Raw genomic sequence first — 19,589 nt, forward strand, 5'->3', positions numbered from 1 at the left:
TCAATATCATCATAGCCTCTGTTATCAGAGGTTATGATTAAGATAATAACTAATAAGTTCTGCTACATACAAAAACCGGCGATACGTCATCATAGATAATATAATCAACGACATTCAGTTGTTCGATACGAAAAACAGCCGTTCGATTACTTAAAAACTCCGGAAGAAGATCGTCTGAAGCCGTATCGTTGTTATATTTATCAATACGCCCCTGCTCTATTTGAATGCGGTTACCGGTACTCACATAGTTAAAATTAACTATTCTGGCAACTTTTGTGGGCTTTTTCGATGGGCTATCAACATAGCCATAAATATTAAATATTCCATGCTGGCTATCTTTAAATAATAAAGATATTTTTAAATTTTTATAAATAATCTCGTCGCTTACCTCATCAATATTTATTTCTGCTTTACACTCAAATTCGTTTAAATCAAGAGAGGTTGGTCTAAAAAAATAGAACATAGCGATACATACAAATAAAATCGCAATAATAGAAATAAAAAATAATTTAATCTTACCCATAATTTGTCTCATTAAAAAGATAGCTTTTGCATACTACATTATTATCTAAAACCTCAGGGCACTGAGCTATCATCATTCTTTTTTCGATCACTCTGGGCGTTTTGGCCGGATTCGCTTTATAGTAATAAAGGGTCGATTTTCTTTTACAATCGATAAAATGACTAGCCGCTAATTTATTTAAGCTGTTCTGCACCGTGTCTAAACCATAGTCATTAGACTGACCGTTCCATACCACCATAATATTACAGTTTTCAATTTTTCCTAAACGAACGGTTTTGCTAAATTCATGCTCTTTCTTCTGCTGCCAGTAGACAGCAAGAGAAATCACGGCAATAACAATCAGAAGAACGATGGCAATTTTCTTTTTGTTGGCAGGCACTTTAGGATTAAGCGGGATGGGTGCCTCTTCAACCTTAATTTCTTCGTCAACGCTACGATGTTCCTCATCAAAGCGCTGAATATGCTTAGCTTCAAAGCTAAAGCCGTGTTTTGGTATCGTCTTAATAATATCATCAATGCCCAATGTGCTAAGCGTTCGCCTTATGATAGAAATGTAGTTATTAAGATTATTTCCTGATGCTACTAAGCCTTTACTCTCCCAAAGCTCGTTCATAAAAAAATCACGTGATAAAGATTTTTGATTATTGATGATTAATAGTTCTAGCAGCATAGATGCCAGTCTTGGTATCGTCACTAACTCCCCAGGCTCCAAGAGTGACCACAAGGTTCCATCTTCCGGATTAAATCCCACTATGTCATCTATTTGATAATACATCTAAAAATACCTTTACCACACGTTTATTGACTCATACTAATCCATTTTAGCATAACTGAGAAATCTGCTTTATAAATGCCATGATTTGCTTACTATTAACAAATGATAATCATACCCTCATCATTATGCCTGCTTATGGGATGTCTCCTAAATTGTTATCGTTATCAGCTACCATAATATGTTGTAAACACAGCCATTATTTTTATTGTTGGATGGATGTGTAACATTATGAAATATCTGGGTTAAAAAACAATACAATAGAATTTAAATCCAAAAAGTAAAATTTAACAAACTTTTAAACCAACCAACCAATTAATAACAACGACTATAATACAAAAAAATCCTTATATCACCACCACTTATGTATGCTGATAGACAGGAAGTGCCAAACACATTCTTTTAAACTTTAACAAACAGCATAAAAGCATCATATTTGGCGTTTACCCCCCAATTATTAAGAGTTTAAATCTATTTATAATGAAAAAATATGCTAATTATCTATATTGATTTAATTTTGAAAACAAAAAACTATTGTTGCGTTTTTAATAATTGAACATAAACAACGATAAAATTATTCGGTATGATTTGTTGCATACGGTAAGAGATAAAAGGTAATTATCTCCCGCTATATGATGACCACATAATCAAATATTCTTATGCAATAAGAAATACGTGATAACGATAGTCATATTAATTAGCAAACCCCGATTATAAGGATATAAGAAACTACATAAGAAGAAGCAATAAATTAACTCAATATAAAATCATGTTAATCGTTATTCTTTTAGCCAAAAATAAATTCAAGAAGGTAAATAGTATGTGGAAACAATTAAAACCAACCGAATTACCAAAATGTAAGTATTGTGAAAAAAACACACACATCCGTAACCATGGAACAGGAAAAACAGGTGCCAGACGCTATCGCTGCATGCACTGTAATAAAACATTCCAAACCAAGTATATCTATACCACTTTCCCTTACAACGAAAGTAATCGGGTTGCCATGTAATAAATAAGTACTCTGTATTGCATTAAATTAAAATCGAACGAGGATTACTGGAAATATTCCAGCGACTGAGCTTGTCAATAATATAGATTTTATCAAGTGCTATGATAAAACTGACCCTATATTTATCTGACAAACTCAATATACGGATGTTTCAGCAGAAATCTGCTGATTACCGTTTTCCAATTTAATACTGGTCGGTTTTAATATTGCTTTAATCATATCAGATGGAAATACTCACACTTTTAACTGTAGCTACCATCTGAACATTGATGCTGAGGAGAGTCAGATTGAATTCTGCTCTATATATCAAACGTTGATATAACAGATTAAGTTAAGCACGATGCGGCCGATTAACGCATTCTGGTTGGCATTAAGCCTGTCTATATCAACGTTGAACTGATTCTATTGCCATCCCGCACTTTTGCTAGCCGCTCACCTTGATGTCATGCTAGCTCATTATACAAAGTAGAAAGTCAACTTCAGGTAGCCAATTCGTCTTAATGTTCCAGATACAGTAGCTATGACTACTGTGGAATAAACGGTTCAATGATCTAACGGGGTAGCCCCTGAGGCTATAGCCTCAGGGAATTAAGCAATAGCATTGGTGATAAAGAGTAACTGTCTTATATGGGGCTAATGATAACTAATGGTATAGACGACTGAAGTATTGGCTTTACCTGCCTGAATAGTTTCCTGATACTGGTAATAGCGCGCTTTTAACAGCACATCATAACTGGCACCATCAACCTGACTAAGCTGTATTGGAACCGGCCAACTTGTTCCCGTAAGAGGGTAAGCGGCTGAAATATCTTGCCGCGTTATTTGAACACCAATCCCAACCGCGGAACCCTCTTCACCGTCCAGATAAGCAACTTTTCTCCGCTCGTCAGAGCCATACACTGCCGTCAAAGCAAGCTTTATCTGATTCGGAATAGGTGCTTTATTACTGATAATGCCATCAACCGCTGAATACCCTAAATCCGAAGGATTAGGATAAGAGCCATAAAAAGGCGAGCAGTCTTTCAAGGTTATCTTAAAGTCTTGCCATTTAGTTGCAGAGCCAACTTTGGTAAAGTTGCTAAAATCATGCGTACCTAAACTAACGCTAACATCAGGTTGTTCAACCAGACAGGTACCGTTAACCACATTTAGCGTGCCCGAAAAACCTATCGTCAGAAAAATATGCTCATACTTAGTGGGTAAGATACCACCTTCTGAAAACTGAATGGTGGGGAAAGAAGACGCTAAAACCTGTGCAGATGAAGGAATAGGACCAGTCTTAACCAATCGTATCACTATATTTGATACATCAACACTATACCCTCCAGAACCCGACGATAGATTATTATTAATTTCGTCTAGATACGGATATATCCCATTTCCTATTGTGTTACTACCAGGGCTCAAGATATAACCAATACCAGGAACATTAGTTGGAAAAACTGAATGAGTCCCATCACCACTGATTTGCACATTGGTTGGTGGCCCAAATGGCATCGTAATGGCTTCAGCTTTAATATACCCCGTATACTGCATAGCATTAGGCACGCCATCTTCGGGCTTACAAAGCCAACCGCGTCGGATAAGTTTTGGCTTATAGTATAGCCTATACAGTGTCGCACCGATGGGTAAGTCATTGCCCGCCGTGATGGTGCCAGAACCAATAAGTGGTACAATGACACTATCACTATCGTCAGGAGCCCACGGCCCGCACAAAGTTGCCTGTGCCTGAAAAGAAAGAACCACCAGTAAACTCACTATCAGTTGACAGAATAAGCTGGCGCCGCGTTGATATTGCTGTAAAAAATTTAATCTCTGTTCCATTGAAATAGCTAATCCATTCGTTAACTGAAATAGCAACTTAGAAATAGGGGCAAGTAAACGTCATTGGCCCATTCGTTGGCTACAAGACAAACTGCGGCTTACTCATGACACACCGAGTTAAACTTGATTACATTATCCTTTTCCAGATCGGCATTCTTCGGCAGCAGATAGCTTAGAGTGCACTGTTGATCCACCGCAGCGCCCCATACCACTTTCAGCTTACCTTCAATGGTTGGCACTCGGGCAAACAGGCGTCCGCCCTGACCGACCACACCAATACGTTGCTCATTGCTGTCATACACATCGGCACCAAACGGCAACGGTTTGCCGTTAGCCTGAGGCGCGTTGATTAATGCCGGATAACCCACCGTTGTGTCATAAATGACTTTCACCACCGCACCGCTGTAAGGAGCAACTTTCTGACTGGTCAGATTCAATTCAACATTGTTAGACAATCCCTTAGGACTGATTTCTACCTCATTCATCTGGTAAGCAGTTAAATAAGGCACCACAGCGTAACCAAAGCTGTCTACCTTGATACCCGGATAGCTCACCATACTGGCACCTTTCGCCCCTTTGGCCTCTACCAACGCATAAGTATCCCCGCTGTAGGGAGTTAAAGTCAGTCCGCCACTGTGGGCAACCATCCCGCCGCTTAAACCGGCTGAATAGGTGTCATATTCTTTACTGGTTCCCGCCAATCCACTAACGGTGGTATAGGGCGTGCGAGCCGAACCGTTAACCACCAGACTGTTGCTGCTCGCTTTTCCTTGCCCACCTTGACGGTTATGAGCGGCAGTGAAGTTATAGCTGTATTGACGATCTTTACCAGCCGTCCCCCCGGCAAAGATCTGCTCATTCATGGAATTACCCGGACCACGGTTAACGGTGATCCCCATTTGGTTAAACCCAAACAGATTATTCAACGGCACCATAATGTTTAGCATGTAGGTATTCTGGAAGTGACCAAAAGCATCCTGATTGCGAGTCAAGCTCAGGCCATAGCTCAGGCTTTTATAGCGATGATTATAACCAAACTGATATTGACGATCGCTCTTATCATCATTCCAGTAAGCCTGTTGCCAGGCGCTGGCATAAAACTGGCCATAACCTTCCGGTAAGCTCTGGGCAGCAGTAAGGGTAAAACGATTTTTTGCCCGACGAATAGCGCGTCGATCGTAACCATCCTGAACTATCTCGCGAGTAGACATGCCGGTGATAAAATCCATATAACCGTCGGTCGAGAAACGGTAAGCCGCCACCGAGAGATTACTGCCAGTAGTCTCAATATTCTGGCTGTATTTAACCTGATAGCTCTCGCCCGATGACGAGCCCTGATCGACACCCTGAACCTCACCTAGCTCGGTTTTGGCATGAGTCACATCCAAAGAAAATGCACCAATAGGCGTACCAATGGATGCGCCCCCCTGAAGCGCTTGATAGTCTTTATTACCCTGAACACCGCTGTACAACGTCAGTCCATTTCTAATACCACGGCTGTAAGTCCCCTCAACCAGCAGCGGTTCACTTCTTAGAGTATTATTACGTAACTTGCCATAGGTCAGGCTGTAATGTTGACTCCCTGGACGCAGCAAATTACTGGTTGAAGCGTAGGGCATCTGAAAATTTTGTGATGTTCCATCGGCTTCTTCAATGGTGACATCCAGATTGCCGCCGTAACCGGTTGGATACAGGTCGTTTATCTCAAATGGTCCCGGAGCTACGCTTTTCTCATAAATCACATTGCCGCTCTGGCGAATCACGACCTTCGCTGCTGTTCTGGCGCTACCGCGCACCACAGGTGCATAACCGCGTAACGCATTGGGCAACATCTGATCTTCATTGGCAATTTGCGCCCCGCGAAACGACAGCGTGTCGAACAATTCCCCTTTGGTATTGGCATCCCCCACCAGCAAACGCCCTTGTATTGTCGGAATATCGCGCTGCACATAGGTGTTAAGATTATTGTACTGGCTGTTACTATTACCGGCCTTGGTATATACGCCGTTATGGCGCAAATACCAGCCCTTCAGGTTAAAGCCAGCATTCAAATTACTGTATAAATTATCGTAGTTTTGATTATTATGACTAGTACGGCTGGCATTCAGGTTATAGCCCAGCGTTGCCGCAGTGATCCCCTGATCCCACTGTTCCGGATTAACGTAACCTCGCGGGCGAGTAATCAGATAAATTTGTGGTAAATCCAGATTTAGCGTTAAATCATTAGAGTCAAACGCCACGCTATTTTCTGGCAACAAATGATTTAACGCCAAACAGTCATCCTGCTTACTATCAGCAATCTGCTTCCGTGCCGCATCACTCAACTTTTCAATATTGATATCTAACGCCGTCAACGTACTGCGCTTAATACAGATATCGATTTTTGAAACCGTTTTACCGTCAACCATCCGGTCTTTAATGATAACTTCATCACGCCCAATACGCCGACCGTTAACAATCAGTTCCGCACGGTAACTACCGGTTGGTACCAAGTCTTGGTTATAGCGCTTTAAATCGATGCGCTGCTGGCTGCCAAGACTCATAAAATGGGGGTTAAATTCAATATCATCATCATCTGCCATTGCCCAAGCGGGCAATGAAAACAGAAGAGCTGCGGTCAATGGAGAAAGTGAGCGGTTAAAAACTGACATGTGAATTCCTTTCACTCAAGATAATATACCAATAGGGCATTTTTATCGGGAAGAGAACCTTCCCTGATATTTCGTCTTATTTCCAGTTATGGCGCTACCTGCTGTAGTGTGGGTGAAATACCGCCATAATCATTGATATAAGAGGGGTAAATAGTGCTCAGACTTTTTTTCATTGGAAAAAACTGCGTCTCGCCCGGTGAGATCATGCCGCCTTCAGCCACAATGTTTTTGCCTTCTTTATCAGAAGCGATATTAACTAAAGATACATGATAAGGCGTTGGGTTTTTGGCTTCTAGCCCGCCTTTTGTCTTGCGCCAAGTGACAAATTTGCCAGCCACATTGGCATCTCCCGGCAGAGTCTGTGGGCGATAAAAAATCTTAATGCGCGAACGAAACGCCATCTGTAATTGATTTTGTCCGTCTTTACTGCGTGGTGGTACTTCCAACACGCTAAGCCAAAATACCGACTCTTTATCTTTGGGTAGATCGGCTCCGGTAAACATCAGGCGCAAAGTCTGGCCTTTTCCAGCATTCACTCGGTTAACTGGCGGGGTAACAGTAAACGGCGCCTTGGTATTTTCCGGTGTTGTATTCTCATCACCATCATCAACCCAGCTTTGCACCAATACCGGGGTATTTCCTTTATTCTCAATTTTCACCATCACTTCGCGCTCACTTGCCGGATAAATGACCCGCGTACCGGTGATAACGATACCTGCCATGGCCGGCGCAGTTAGCGTCAAGGCTAAAGCCAACGCCACAAGTTGACGATATATTCTATTACTTTTCATTAGGTCTGTTTTCCTGATGCAGAGGGTAGCTAATGCCACCCTCTGATAACATTCACCGTATGATGTTAACAATTCACCAATTAGATATAGTTAATGGTGAAGTTAACTGAACTAGTAACCGGGCCTGGTGTTGCAGCACCTGTAGCATAATATTCAACTGCATAAGACAATGTGGCAGAGCCAGAAGTCAGATCATAAGTGGTTGAACTGTCCTTTTGGTTTGGACTACCTATTTGAATTGGGTCACCCGACACGGCATCAACCAGCTGCAGTTGGACATTAGTGGCTGGCTTTGGATCCGCTGAAGTATTTAACAAACGGTAAGTAACTGGATCAACCGTTGGACCGTTTTCAAAGAAGGCAGCAGCTTTAGTCACAGAAGCAGAGCCAGAACAGTTAGACAATTCAATGTTAAAACCCGTACGTTTAGCCTTTGCTCCTGCAGTTGACAGCTCAGTTTTATCTACAGCGTCAATATTTACGGCGCCCGGACTCGCCTTACCATCGATTTTGACATCACAGGTTTTATCAATAATGTGACCGGTGAAATTAATGGTGCCGTTAGAAGCGGCTTGCACCGACGTAGCACCTAATGCGGCAACAATAGCGGCAGATAAAAACACGCTCTTCAGTTTCATAAAAACTCCATTTTTTGATAGATACATTGCATTTTCTCTTCCTATTTTTACCCCATAAAATAAGGGGGGGAAGAAAAACCCCTTATTCTAGTTTCAAAAAAATATTTCAACGAAAACGTTGCTAACTATAATTATTTAAAAAAACATTTTTAAAATAACACGTCTAATATGTGAAAAATGATAATAATCACATACGTTTTTATTACTTAAGAATTAAATTTAATATGCGCTAAGTCACTAATTATGACTTTAATTTATCATATCTGAGTCACTTATGTAAACGCTCTAAAAAATCAAAAATTATAATTAATATAGATTTTTTAACTAACCAATCTATTTTTTTTACATCAAAACTCCATTTTTTAACATTGCAGTATCAATATTTCCCCATATTTTATATATAAATATAAATACAAATCGATATTTATAGTCAATATAAAGGCATAAGGTTATATTTTACGATCGATATCTATAAAATGAGTTGCTTTCATTTTTAATGTGCATCTATAACCTCAATACCTGTTTATCGTTATCCGAGCAATAATAAACAAACACCACTTATAAATAGTTTGCTAATAATAAAAATTAACTATAATTACAAAGAATAAAAACATTGAAATTATTTGCAGTTAAATAATTCAGGTGATATTTTAACAAAGAACAATAATGATTGGATAATAAACAGATATGAGCTGTAAATGTGAACTATAAATATAAATGACTTTCCTATATTGATAAGGGAGGAAAATAAGGTAAAACCAAGCTCTCAGCTTGTGACTATCGCATTATCTTATTATTCATCATAATTGAAACATCGCGCCAAGCTTTACCCATTAACCCGTCCATATCAGCAGCACAATTTTTTAGCTCGTCGATTCACGGTCGCAGCACTAATTCTCAAGTGTTCACTGATTTCTTTCAAACTCTTGCCAGATTGCACTAACTGGTGAATTTGACCATCAATACTTTGATAGCTGGCACGATAGTAATAACGGGTCTGAAACGTTTTACTGCAGCCTTTACACAGATAACGCTGTAAGCCTGCATTACCTGCTCCGTGCTTAATTACTTCACCATTTTTATTACAAAATGGACATTCCGGCTTTAAAAATCTCATCACAAATCCTCTACTGACATACTGAATTCAATCTGAGTCATTGATAAGTGGCTACGCTTCCCGCCTTTCTCGTTGAACAACGTTGGTGCTCACCAGATATACTGCTCAGTTTGATAAAAAAACATTTTTGCTAACTATGCTTACTTGTTATATGAATTTAATTTAACTTACATTTTCTTACTTCCATTTGCTTCGATAATAATCAAGAGCGAAAACCCTCTTTATTTAATTCGAAACAACAGAAAACCAGACGTAATATGACAAATTCATAACGTTTATAAATTTTCATTTAAATTAGATAATCACGAAAAACACAGTTCAGCACTTATATTGTAAATTTATCATAGCCAAAATAAGCTGTAAACGCCTGACGAAATCTTAACTCATTAAAAAACAAGCAATAAAGCCTTATTTAAAATATATTCATAAGATTGGGTTATTTTTTAAAATTATTCACACAGGCAATAAAGTGGAATTTTAAACTTCAAAAAAGACAAATATCAGAAAATAATATCAATAAATACCTTAAATTATTAATTTTATTTTTGATTGTTTTAATGAAAAGCCCCATACGGCTTATGCGTAATTCTCTGTTATTAATTATTAAAAATTAATATTCCACATCTTTAGCATGGGCTTTATCTCATTGCAATCAACTTGACTGCAATCTAAATTTAACAAAATAAAATCATTTATATCATCATTTTTATATAGTAAAAATAGGTTGGTTAACTTTATCATAAGTGATACAAACCATGATTTCATCTACTTAACTCACTCAATTTCGATTAAAAGCTAAATACTTAAATCAAAAATTCAACCTATAAATCAAAGTATTTACACACTTATTAACAATGATGTAGACAGCCTATTCAGTCCTATTTACTCTCAGAATAACAATCCGTCAGTTGATAATAGTTCAATCGTCGGTATTGCTTAGTCAATAATTCCCCAGGCGCTAACCCAGTGAAAAACCGACACGTTTTAATAAAATGGGACTGATCGGTATAACCATGATTGAGTGCGCCATCCAGCATAGTTTGTCCGGCTAATATCTGCCGTAGCGTGTGCTGAAATTTTGCCGTACGACAAAAATAGCGAGCATCGACGCCAATAAAGTGTTTAATATGCCGTTCCATGGTTCGCTCACTCAGGGCAAGCTCCTGACGAACCGTTGATAAACTATCTCCGTAATAAAGCCGGTTAGCAGCCAATGCCATATCTGGAACATCGGTAATATGTTTGTCCAACATCTTAATCAGCCACTGTTCCAGATGGTTTACTTGGGCAATAAAAGGTAAGTGCCACAAATCAGGAATAGGATGTTTTAATATCAGGTCATTCAAAGATAGCGGCATTTCTCTTAATTCAGCCAGAGATATGCCCAGCAAGGGGAAACTCGTCCCACAGCGTAAGCGAGCAGAAATAAATTTTACTGTTGATTGGGTTAGTTGTGGTGATATGCGCAGTCTTGCCCGACGCGGACTAAGTAAAAATAGATGCCCAGTCCCTATCAGATAAGTATTGCTAATGATATCGCTATCCAGAGGAAGAATATCCAGACGTAATGATACGCCTAAATTAAACAACAATTCCCCACCCGTACCGGGAAAGAGTTCAGGTAATAAAGTATTGGAAGGTAAATGCCAGTGCCAATAGTGTGCTATCCAAGGCGATAGCACACGGCATGGTAATCTTATCTGTTGTAACATGTCTTCAGTTTATAACCGATTTTTCTCAGTTATCGTAGATTGATTGAACAGGCGATCGCCGCTGACAAATCCTAATCCTGGATGAGGATCGAAACGTACAACACCAATCTCCACTCGGCCTTTCGCAGCCTCGACCATATGTGCAACACCTAAATGACCAAATCCAGCACAGAGCTCTATCGCTTTAATGCCCTCCTGACATAGATCATCAATCAGCTCACACGCTTGCTGATAATTTTTTACCGCAATGGTTTTCACATGGACATCATCAGTTTTTACCCAAGCCCAATCAATTTGGCAATTAGCAGTCGGGGAAACAAAAATAAAAGCAGCTTTTAAAACATCAGACATTGATTTATCTCCGGTTAGTAAGAACCGACAAATCCTATCGTTTATCTGATTAAAATAATTGTACCAAACCGACAGCGACATGATTCCCACTCAAGAAGGCAAAAACCCGATATCTTTAACAAAGAGAAAGATACCGGGTTTAATCTGAAACTATCAATTAAAAACTTACGGAGAGCCCCGCTCTGACGCTGGTATCCGGTTGGTAACTGCGCCCTATGGTTGAGGTGGTCGAAGCGGATACATTCATATCTGGCGTTAACTTATAACTGGCCCCCAGCGAGACTTCACTCCAGTCGGTTGGCAGTTTGGCTGCAGAAACGCTGGTTTCTGACCAACCTACCACCGTGCCGGATACTCTATCTAGCTCCCCCGATAAGCGATGTACCCATGCGACGCCACCGTTAACGTTTACTGCATCCGTCAGGTTATAGCGCAGCTCACTACCCAAACGCATATCCGTTTCATTGGCTTTACGACCATCAAAATCAATGGGGAAGGTGCCGCCCTGTTCGCGATAACCTTTCATCGTGGCCTTAGCCCAGCTCAGTTCGGCAAAAGGGATCACCGAGACGCTTTCCTGCGGGTTGAATGCCCAGCCAAGACGTACCATACCACCAACAGCGTGCCCCGAACTCTCACCGGAAGAACGGCTAATATTGTAAGAACCATTGCGATAGTGACGACGCAAATCGTAATCCAGGTGGCTGGCGGTCACTGCACCAAAAGCACGCAGGCCTTGTTTACCTTCAGAATAATTCAGGAACAGCGCCCCACCGTAGCTGTCCATCTTATTCTTGCCGTCCAAACGCAGATCATAATGTTGATTACCCAAATAAGCGCTCACGCCCAGACTTAGAGAAGGTGATAATGCAACCGCCACACCAACGGAACCACGACCTTGGGTACCATCTCCACGCCAAAACTCCCCGGCACCGGTAATAAAGGTACAATAGCGTTTGTCCCTTACGCCTTCGGATGCACAATGCTCTGTCGAAATAAAGCGCTGATCCTGCAAAGCGCCTTGGGCAACGGATAAACCCGACATCGGCACATAGGCCATATCTGACATCGAGCGATTAAGTTCGCTAACCGAGATAAAACCTACCGGTGGCGTCACGGGTGGCTCTGGCTTATCCTCCGGATCGGATTTCTCAGGATCTGTCGGAGGATCAGGTGTAACGGAAGGTTTAGGAAGCCGGATTAGCCAACCTTCGATTGCCATATCTGGATTATATCCAGCACCAGAAATGATCTCGCCATTACCCGATACACCAGAGGCATCGGCCATCAGCCAATCTCTCAGGTCTATACCTTGGGCAAACATAAAATCCACCAGGCTGAATATTCCGGTATCACTACGCCATACAAATAGGTCAATTTTATCCTGTGCGGTGGTACTGGCTCCAATAATAGTAGAACCATCGGCACTAATACCTCGCGCCATACTGATCGGCCCAATGTTGCCGATGCCCAGATAGCCAAGTCCAACCATACCGGTTTCTTCTGTCCAGCGAAAAGCCTGTTGATAATATATGCCATCCGTACTGATTATCGGCGTCGTACTCGCCCCCACTATCACTGAGCCATCACTACTCATACCGGCGACAGAGCTGCCAGGTGTAGTGCCACCATTCCCAATAAAACCCAACCCCTGCATACCATGCTCTTTGGTCCAACGGAACGCCTCTGTGTGATCGTTGGCATTAGAGCTCTCTCCCGCTACCACAAGACCATCATCACTCAAATATCTGGCTGCACTTTGTGGAGCAGTACCACCATCACCAATAAAACCAAGGCCTTGCATGCCCTCAGACTCAGTCCAAATAAAAGCTTCTCTAAAAATATTAGGTCTGGTTGCATTGGTTGAATGCCCGGCCACCGTATTCCCACTGTAGTTAGTCACCAGCCCAGCAGATAAACGACTTCCCGAGTGATTAGCCCCCAGAAAGCCCAACCCCTGCATACCACCGTCTTCCGTCCAGCGAAAGGCTTCCATTTCATTACTAACATTCCTGCTGGAACCAACAACCACCTGACCATCCTGACTAACGGCGGCTGCACCGCTATAGTTGTTATCACCAACTGGCGTCAGAAACCCGAGAGACTGTGCCCCTTTTTCAGCGGTCCAACGAAATGCTTCATAGCTGGCGTTGTGGCTCCCACTACCGACAACCACTGCGCCATTGGCACTAACCCCGGATAAGTAGACATTTGTAAATACCGACCCTGGTACATCAATCATTGAATTACCGGTAGACCAGACAAATCCACCGTTTACCGCAGCCCCAATAACCGTACTGCCATCACGACTGAGATGCGATATCATACTCGAGGTATTTTCTTCACCGGGTAAAAAACCAATACGGTCAAAAGAATAATCCAGCGCACTTAGCGTTGGGGATAAAAATAAAGACAGGTAAATTAAGCTGTTTAATGGAGTAATGCGGAAAATAGCCAAGGATGAAGACATAATTTAATCCCTTAAATAAAAAATTTATTTAAAATAAAAAATACCCATTCATCATATCAATTAACGAAAACAAAATCATATAAAAAAACCTTGAAAAACACAAAGATAAAAAAACCGAAAGCGTTATCAAAATAACAAAAAAAAAATAACTTAATAATATTGATTATATTAACCAGTTATTCTGAATATAAAAATTATTTATACCTTTAATTTATAAATAGAATAATTAAATTAGCAGGTTCAAGCAGAAAGACGGGCGTCTTATATACCCAGCGAAACCATAAAAAATGGTTAAAAAAACCGGAATGGCTACTCACGTAAACATTCCGGTTTTAGACTTCTTATCTCGGATTAAAAATTCACGGAAAAACCTGCTCTGACGCTGGTATCCGGTTGGTAGCTACGTCCTATAGTTGAGGTCGTCGAGGCTGACAAATTCATATCCGGCGTTAACTTATAGCTAGCGCCCAGTGAGACTTCGCTCCAGTCTGTAGGCAGCTTCGCCGCAGAAACACTGGTTTCTGACCAGCCAATTACCGTGCCGGATACTCGATCAACCTTTCCCGACAGCCGATGAACCCATGCGACACCACCGTTAACGTTTATTGCATCCGTCAGGTCATAGCGCAGCTCACTGCCCAAACGCATATCCGTTTCATTGGCTTTGCGGTCATCAAAATCAATGGGGAAGGTGCCGCTATGTTCACGATAGCCCTTCATCGTCGCCTTAGCCCAGCTCAATTCCGCAAAAGGGATGGCCGATATTCTGTCTTGTGGGCTAAACGCCCAGCCAAGCCTTACCATGCCGCCAATAGCGTGTCCCGAACTTTCACCAGAAGAACGGCTAATATTGTAAGAGCCATTGCGATAGTGACGACGTAAATCGTAATCCAGATGACTGGCGGTCACCGCACCAAAAGCACGCAGGCCTTGTTTCCCCTCAGAATAATTCAGGAACATCGCCCCACCGTAGCTGTCCATCTTATTCTTGCCGTCTAAACGCAGATCATAATGTTGATTACCCAGATAAGCGCTCACGCCCAAGCTTAGCGAGGGCGATAATGCAACCGCTACACCCACAGAACCACGCCCCTGAGTGCCATCACCACGCCAGAACTCCCCGGCACCGGTAATAAACGTACAATAGCGTTTGTCACTTATACCTTCTGATGCACACTGCTCTGTCGAGATAAATCGCTGATCCTGCAAAGCGCCCTGCGCAACGGATAAACCGGACATCGGTACATAGGCCATATCTGACATTGAGCGATTAAGTTCATTGAGAGATAGGAAACCAACCGGAGGCGTAATCGGTGGAATCGGTGGTTGTGGCTTATCTTCGGGCTCGGGATCTTCAGGGCCTGGCGGTTCTGGCGTCACTTCCGGTTTAGGTAGACGAATTAACCACCCCTCCATCATACCTTCTGGATTAGATCCGGTACCAGAAATCACTTCCCCATTACCGGAGACGCCTGATATATCAGCCATCTGCCAGTCACTAAGATCAATACCATCATCTGCCAGAGCATCGAGCAAATTAAACATACCTGTTTCATTGCGCCATACAAATAACGCCATACCATCATCAGCGGTAGTACTGGCACCAATGATTGTGGAACCATCAGCGCTGATACCCCGAGTTATACTTGCTGGTTCGATGGTGCCAATCCCCAGATAGCCAAGACCCACCAGGCCTGTCTCTGCCGTCCAGCGGAAAGCCTGTTGGTAAGAACTATCATTAATACTGTTAGCCGTGGTACTGATACCAGTAATCACTGAACCATCAGCACTCATACCACTAACCAGACTTTTCGGCACTAAGCCCCCACCATCAATAAAGCCCAGGCCCTGCATTCCTTTCTCTTTAGTCCAGTAAAAAACCTCCATATTACTGCTGGCATTGGTACTGTTACCCGCTATCACTGACCCATTATCACTTAGATAAACAGCCATACTTTGAGGTTCTTTACCACCGCCATCAATAAAACCAAGGCCTTGCATACCCTCCGAGGCCGTCCAGATAAACGCTTCCTGAAGAATATCAGGACTACTGGCGCTGGTTGAATAGCCAACCACAACATCACCGTTATAGCTAACACCCAACGCATTAGAATTGCTGAATCCATGTTGACTAGCGCCAAGAATACCCAGCCCTTGCATGCCTCCGCTTTCCGTCCAACGGAAGGCCTCCCGTTCGTAATTATTGGCATTAGTATTAGCATTGGAGCTGTCACCAATAATAACCAGACCATCCTTACTCACAGTGGTTACACTACTATAGCTATCAGCTGTCGGTGCAGCCAAAAAGCCCAAAGAGTGTAACCCTTGTTCCGCAGTCCAACGAAATGCCTCACGTCGACCATGAGTATTCGTACCCGCACCAACAACGACAGCACCATCAGCACTTAACCCTGTCAGACCAATATTTGAAAATCCGGCACCCTGCACAATAATTTTCTGTTTGCCTGGAGACCAAATAAATCGATTACTATTGGTCGCACCAAGAACCACATTCCCATCGAGGCTAACATGAGTTGCATAACTACCAGGATCATTCTCACCTGACAAAAAACCTATAGAATCAAAGATATAATCTTGAGCGCCTAGGGTGGGAGAAAAAAGCAAAGAGAGAAAGAACACTCTGTGGAATGAATTAAAACGAAAAACAGAAGAACGCGAAAACATAAATTAATCCTTTAACATTAAAACATTACATCCCATTAAAAACATCTTCATTAGACCAAAAAAAATTTAAAAAAGAATAAAAACATCAATAAATACAGTCAATAATCGTTAGTTAACTTTAAATGCAAGCCAATCCAAATTAATCAAGATGAAATATATAAACACAGTTTTACATTAAATGTAATCATCTCAAAATCATAAGGCAAAAATCAAGAAAAATAATAAAACAAAATATTTCAAACAGTGTTGAAAATAAATAAATAGATTAAAAACATAATGTTATAAACAATTAATCAATTCTAAAAAAATAGCTTAATACTTAACGTTTTAATTAATCTAGATTAATCACGTATTAAAAAATTTTATCTCTGCATAATTAACTCAACATTCACTGATAAATTGATATGGAAATCAATACATAACCAAGAATAAAGCACTGGAAAAAATTCTTATTAATCAGTTATCATTATGATGGTTGAAGACACCAACTCATTGAAATTTACTGATCATAGATATAATAACCACAGAAGTAATACCCTGCATTATCTATTTAATGAGTACCTTGATTGAATATATTTCAGATCTTCTTATCTTACCGCATGAGGCAACAATACCCGACGGGCACCGATATAATGATTCTGCCAATAATCATCATCCAGCCGACTGATTTGAATATCTTTTCCGGTACGCGGAGCCTGAATAAACTCACCGTCACCAAGATAAACACCAACGTGGTCAGCATGGCTATGCCCGCGGCTATGGGTGCTAAAAAAAACTAAATCTCCCGTATTCAGTTCTTCTTTATCGATCTCTCTACTCTGAGACGATGACATATGGAACATATTGTCGGCAGTGCGTGGTAACGTTGACTTTAACTGATCGCGATAAGCGTAATTAACCAACCCGCTACAGTCAAAACCGGTACGTGGGGAAGTCCCACCATAGCGATAAGGTTTGCCCAACTGCTTCATCAAGTTAGACACAACTTTGGTTTTCGCTATCTTTAGTTTAGTTTTCTGGATCGGAGTAATACGAGGATGCATCCCATCAGTAATCTGTAAATCTGGCAAATCTGACTGTCGGAACGGATTACGACCAATCGGCACTTTTTTAACGCTGCGACTCTGATGGTGATGGGTCTGGCTGGAGGCCGACTGATGAGCGTTTTTTTTCACCGGTGCCCGTTTGCGTTTGCTACTGCTTTTCGCGACAGAATGAACCGCAACAGGCGCTTTTTTACTGGTTTGATGTGGGCGCGCAGCATGGGCATATGAGGATAAGAGCAGCATGAAAATACACATCATCATTGCCCAAAGAAAACGAGACGGATTAACAAACTTAATTTGCAGGTTATTCATTATGATCATTGGATTTTAAATAGTATTTCAATATATGGGCTCAGGGAAAACAGGTTTGAACTTAGTTTATTCAACTAAGTGAAATTGAAAACTATTATTTTGTAACTTGGCGCTATATAAAAATGACAAGATATTTCAACAGGAAACAAACTTGACAGAAATGAGATATGAAGAGGCTCTTATTGCTAAGATTGTTAAGTTACTGTAAAGCTATATTTTTAGTTCATCTCTTCGTGCAGCCATAAAAAAACCACCTTAAATAAGGTGGTTTCGAGACTATTTCGACGACTTTACTTTATTCAGCGCTAACCGATGCCGTCTCAGGAATTTCTTCCTTCTTTTTCTCCGTCCAGCCTTTATAAGCCAACGGCAAGAATGACACAACAATAGCCAGCAGCGAAACGCCTGCAACATAGTAAGCCGGAGCCATAGAACTCTGTTGTAACCAGGCACCGGTAATCATTGGCGTCAGACCACCAAACACCGCATAAGCCAGATTATAGGCAAATGATAGACCAGAGAAACGAATAGCCGGAGGGAAAGCTCGGGTAGCAACAATCGGGGTTGTGGCAATCGCCCCAACAAAGAATCCCATCAGACCATAGTTGAACATCAGCTCACCACCGCTAATTTCTGGGTGCAGTGCACTATAGAAATAGTAGGCGGTGATGGCTAATCCTCCCCATGATGCCGTCATACAGGCACGGGTACCCAATTTATCGCTGATCCATCCCCAGAAAATACACCCTAACGTTAGCATTAACGTCGCAACGCAGTTAGCTTCCAGAGAAATCGTACGATCAACCTGATACATTTTCTCCACAACCACAGAAGGCGTCATCAGGATAGTCACCACAATAGCCGTCGATAGCGACCAGGTTAAAATAGCGGTAATCACACAGGCTAGTTTATGACTGCGAATAACTGTTTTAACCGGCAATTCTTTGGCCAGCGTATGTTTTGCTGCCATCTCTTTAAAAATAGGCGTCTCTTGCAAAAATTTACGCAGATAAACAGAGATAAAACCAAATACCCCGCCCAAAACAAATGGAATACGCCATGCAAAATCGTTAATCTCTGCGGTGCTATAACTACGCTGTACCACAATAGCGATAATCGATCCCAACAAAATTCCACCGGTAATACCAGAGGTTAAGGTTCCAACACCGAGGCCATAGCGCTGCTCAGGCGTATGCTCAGCAATAAACACCCATGCACCCGGCATTTCACCACCAATCGCGGCACCCTGTAAAATACGCATCAATAACAATAAAACTGGCGCCATCACACCAATCGTTTCGTAGGTGGGTAACAAACCAATCACCAACGTTGGCAAAGCCATCAGAAAGATGCTCAGGGTAAACATGCGTTTACGGCCAATTTTATCGCCATAGTGCGCCATAATTATCCCACCGAGAGGTCTTGCCAAATAGCCTGCGGCAAAAATACCTAACGTTTTCATCTGGGCAATAAACTCATTGTCACCAGGGAAAAATAAATGGGTTAATGTTCCAGTGAAGAATACGAAAATAACAAAATCATAAAACTCTAATGTACCGCCAAGAGACGATAACCCCAGCGTTTTATAGTCATTTTTGTTTAACGGGCGCGCTTTAGGTTGGCCCGTACTTGTTGGGGAGGATACTGTCATTTACTCTGAACTCGCTATTAAATTATTGTTTTCT

At 41.5% G+C, this 19,589-nt stretch carries 14 protein-coding genes; 1 reads left to right on the forward strand and 13 read right to left on the reverse strand.

Features of this window, described 5'->3' with window-relative positions:
- Positions 1 to 49: 49 nt before the first annotated feature.
- On the reverse strand, positions 50 to 523 hold the full coding sequence (locus tag BMZ28_RS01690; protein WP_047779985.1) for a FidL-like protein: 474 nt from the start codon (positions 521 to 523) through the stop codon (positions 50 to 52).
- Entirely contained in the window at positions 516 to 1,298 is a 783-nt protein-coding gene (locus BMZ28_RS01695) for a winged helix-turn-helix domain-containing protein (RefSeq protein WP_074820287.1), read from the reverse strand. Before BMZ28_RS01695 ends, BMZ28_RS01690 begins: the two co-directional genes overlap by 8 nt.
- Before the next feature lie 817 nt (positions 1,299 to 2,115).
- Here BMZ28_RS01695 and BMZ28_RS17290 point away from each other — a divergent pair.
- Positions 2,116 to 2,307, forward strand: a complete 192-nt coding sequence (locus BMZ28_RS17290) for a hypothetical protein (RefSeq protein WP_126466981.1) — start codon at positions 2,116 to 2,118, stop codon at positions 2,305 to 2,307.
- A 633-nt stretch (positions 2,308 to 2,940) separates the two neighbouring features.
- Here BMZ28_RS17290 and BMZ28_RS01700 read toward each other — a convergent pair.
- The 11 genes from BMZ28_RS01700 to BMZ28_RS01750 all read right to left on the reverse strand — a co-directional run bounded on the left by BMZ28_RS01700 (position 2,941) and on the right by BMZ28_RS01750 (position 19,555).
- The gene (locus tag BMZ28_RS01700) at positions 2,941 to 4,131 is read right to left on the reverse strand and encodes a fimbrial protein (RefSeq protein WP_047779983.1); all 1,191 of its coding nucleotides are present in this window, start codon (positions 4,129 to 4,131) and stop codon (positions 2,941 to 2,943) included.
- 98 nt (positions 4,132 to 4,229) lie between these two features.
- Positions 4,230 to 6,782: a fimbria/pilus outer membrane usher protein gene (locus BMZ28_RS01705; RefSeq protein ID WP_136655856.1), complete on the reverse strand. Its 2,553-nt coding sequence runs from the start codon at positions 6,780 to 6,782 to the stop codon at positions 4,230 to 4,232.
- 86 nt (positions 6,783 to 6,868) lie between these two features.
- Complete coding sequence (locus BMZ28_RS01710; protein ID WP_074820289.1) at positions 6,869 to 7,573, reverse strand: fimbrial biogenesis chaperone; 705 nt, start codon at positions 7,571 to 7,573, stop codon at positions 6,869 to 6,871.
- Positions 7,574 to 7,653: 80 nt separating this feature from the next.
- On the reverse strand, positions 7,654 to 8,211 hold the full coding sequence (locus tag BMZ28_RS01715) for a fimbrial protein (RefSeq protein ID WP_083399611.1): 558 nt from the start codon (positions 8,209 to 8,211) through the stop codon (positions 7,654 to 7,656).
- A gap of 847 nt (positions 8,212 to 9,058) precedes the next feature.
- Positions 9,059 to 9,328, reverse strand: coding sequence for a transposase-like zinc-binding domain-containing protein (locus BMZ28_RS01720; protein ID WP_047779981.1), 270 nt, complete (start codon positions 9,326 to 9,328; stop codon positions 9,059 to 9,061).
- A gap of 878 nt (positions 9,329 to 10,206) precedes the next feature.
- On the reverse strand, positions 10,207 to 11,040 hold the full coding sequence (locus tag BMZ28_RS01725; RefSeq protein ID WP_074820290.1) for an AraC family transcriptional regulator: 834 nt from the start codon (positions 11,038 to 11,040) through the stop codon (positions 10,207 to 10,209).
- 9 nt (positions 11,041 to 11,049) lie between these two features.
- Complete coding sequence (locus tag BMZ28_RS01730; RefSeq protein WP_047779979.1) at positions 11,050 to 11,391, reverse strand: DUF6506 family protein; 342 nt, start codon at positions 11,389 to 11,391, stop codon at positions 11,050 to 11,052.
- Between the two features lie 157 nt (positions 11,392 to 11,548).
- Complete coding sequence (locus BMZ28_RS01735; RefSeq protein ID WP_074820292.1) at positions 11,549 to 13,861, reverse strand: autotransporter domain-containing protein; 2,313 nt, start codon at positions 13,859 to 13,861, stop codon at positions 11,549 to 11,551.
- Between the two features lie 351 nt (positions 13,862 to 14,212).
- The gene (locus BMZ28_RS01740; RefSeq protein WP_074820294.1) at positions 14,213 to 16,546 is read right to left on the reverse strand and encodes an autotransporter domain-containing protein; all 2,334 of its coding nucleotides are present in this window, start codon (positions 16,544 to 16,546) and stop codon (positions 14,213 to 14,215) included.
- Positions 16,547 to 17,133: 587 nt separating this feature from the next.
- On the reverse strand, positions 17,134 to 17,904 hold the full coding sequence (locus BMZ28_RS01745) for a C40 family peptidase (RefSeq protein ID WP_232036584.1): 771 nt from the start codon (positions 17,902 to 17,904) through the stop codon (positions 17,134 to 17,136).
- 295 nt (positions 17,905 to 18,199) lie between these two features.
- The gene (locus BMZ28_RS01750) at positions 18,200 to 19,555 is read right to left on the reverse strand and encodes an MFS transporter (protein WP_047779978.1); all 1,356 of its coding nucleotides are present in this window, start codon (positions 19,553 to 19,555) and stop codon (positions 18,200 to 18,202) included.
- Between the last annotated feature and the right edge of the window lie 34 nt (positions 19,556 to 19,589).

Source organism: Pragia fontium DSM 5563 = ATCC 49100 (assembly GCF_900112475.1).
In the GTDB taxonomy this organism is placed as follows: Bacteria; Pseudomonadota; Gammaproteobacteria; order Enterobacterales; family Enterobacteriaceae; genus Pragia; species Pragia fontium.

Excerpts from the sequence above, each read along its gene's own strand:
- BMZ28_RS01690 (WP_047779985.1), bottom strand. The coding sequence starts at position 523 with ATGGGTAAGATTAAATTATTTTTTATTTCTATTATTGCGATTTTATTT.
- BMZ28_RS01695 (WP_074820287.1), bottom strand. The coding sequence starts at position 1,298 with ATGTATTATCAAATAGATGACATAGTGGGATTTAATCCGGAAGATGGA.
- BMZ28_RS17290 (WP_126466981.1), top strand. The coding sequence starts at position 2,116 with ATGTGGAAACAATTAAAACCAACCGAATTACCAAAATGTAAGTATTGT.
- BMZ28_RS01700 (WP_047779983.1), bottom strand. The coding sequence starts at position 4,131 with ATGGAACAGAGATTAAATTTTTTACAGCAATATCAACGCGGCGCCAGC.
- BMZ28_RS01705 (WP_136655856.1), bottom strand. The coding sequence starts at position 6,782 with ATGTCAGTTTTTAACCGCTCACTTTCTCCATTGACCGCAGCTCTTCTG.
- BMZ28_RS01710 (WP_074820289.1), bottom strand. The coding sequence starts at position 7,573 with ATGAAAAGTAATAGAATATATCGTCAACTTGTGGCGTTGGCTTTAGCC.
- BMZ28_RS01715 (WP_083399611.1), bottom strand. The coding sequence starts at position 8,211 with ATGAAACTGAAGAGCGTGTTTTTATCTGCCGCTATTGTTGCCGCATTA.
- BMZ28_RS01720 (WP_047779981.1), bottom strand. The coding sequence starts at position 9,328 with ATGAGATTTTTAAAGCCGGAATGTCCATTTTGTAATAAAAATGGTGAA.
- BMZ28_RS01725 (WP_074820290.1), bottom strand. The coding sequence starts at position 11,040 with ATGTTACAACAGATAAGATTACCATGCCGTGTGCTATCGCCTTGGATA.
- BMZ28_RS01730 (WP_047779979.1), bottom strand. The coding sequence starts at position 11,391 with ATGTCTGATGTTTTAAAAGCTGCTTTTATTTTTGTTTCCCCGACTGCT.
- BMZ28_RS01735 (WP_074820292.1), bottom strand. The coding sequence starts at position 13,861 with ATGTCTTCATCCTTGGCTATTTTCCGCATTACTCCATTAAACAGCTTA.
- BMZ28_RS01740 (WP_074820294.1), bottom strand. The coding sequence starts at position 16,546 with ATGTTTTCGCGTTCTTCTGTTTTTCGTTTTAATTCATTCCACAGAGTG.
- BMZ28_RS01745 (WP_232036584.1), bottom strand. The coding sequence starts at position 17,904 with ATGAATAACCTGCAAATTAAGTTTGTTAATCCGTCTCGTTTTCTTTGG.
- BMZ28_RS01750 (WP_047779978.1), bottom strand. The coding sequence starts at position 19,555 with ATGACAGTATCCTCCCCAACAAGTACGGGCCAACCTAAAGCGCGCCCG.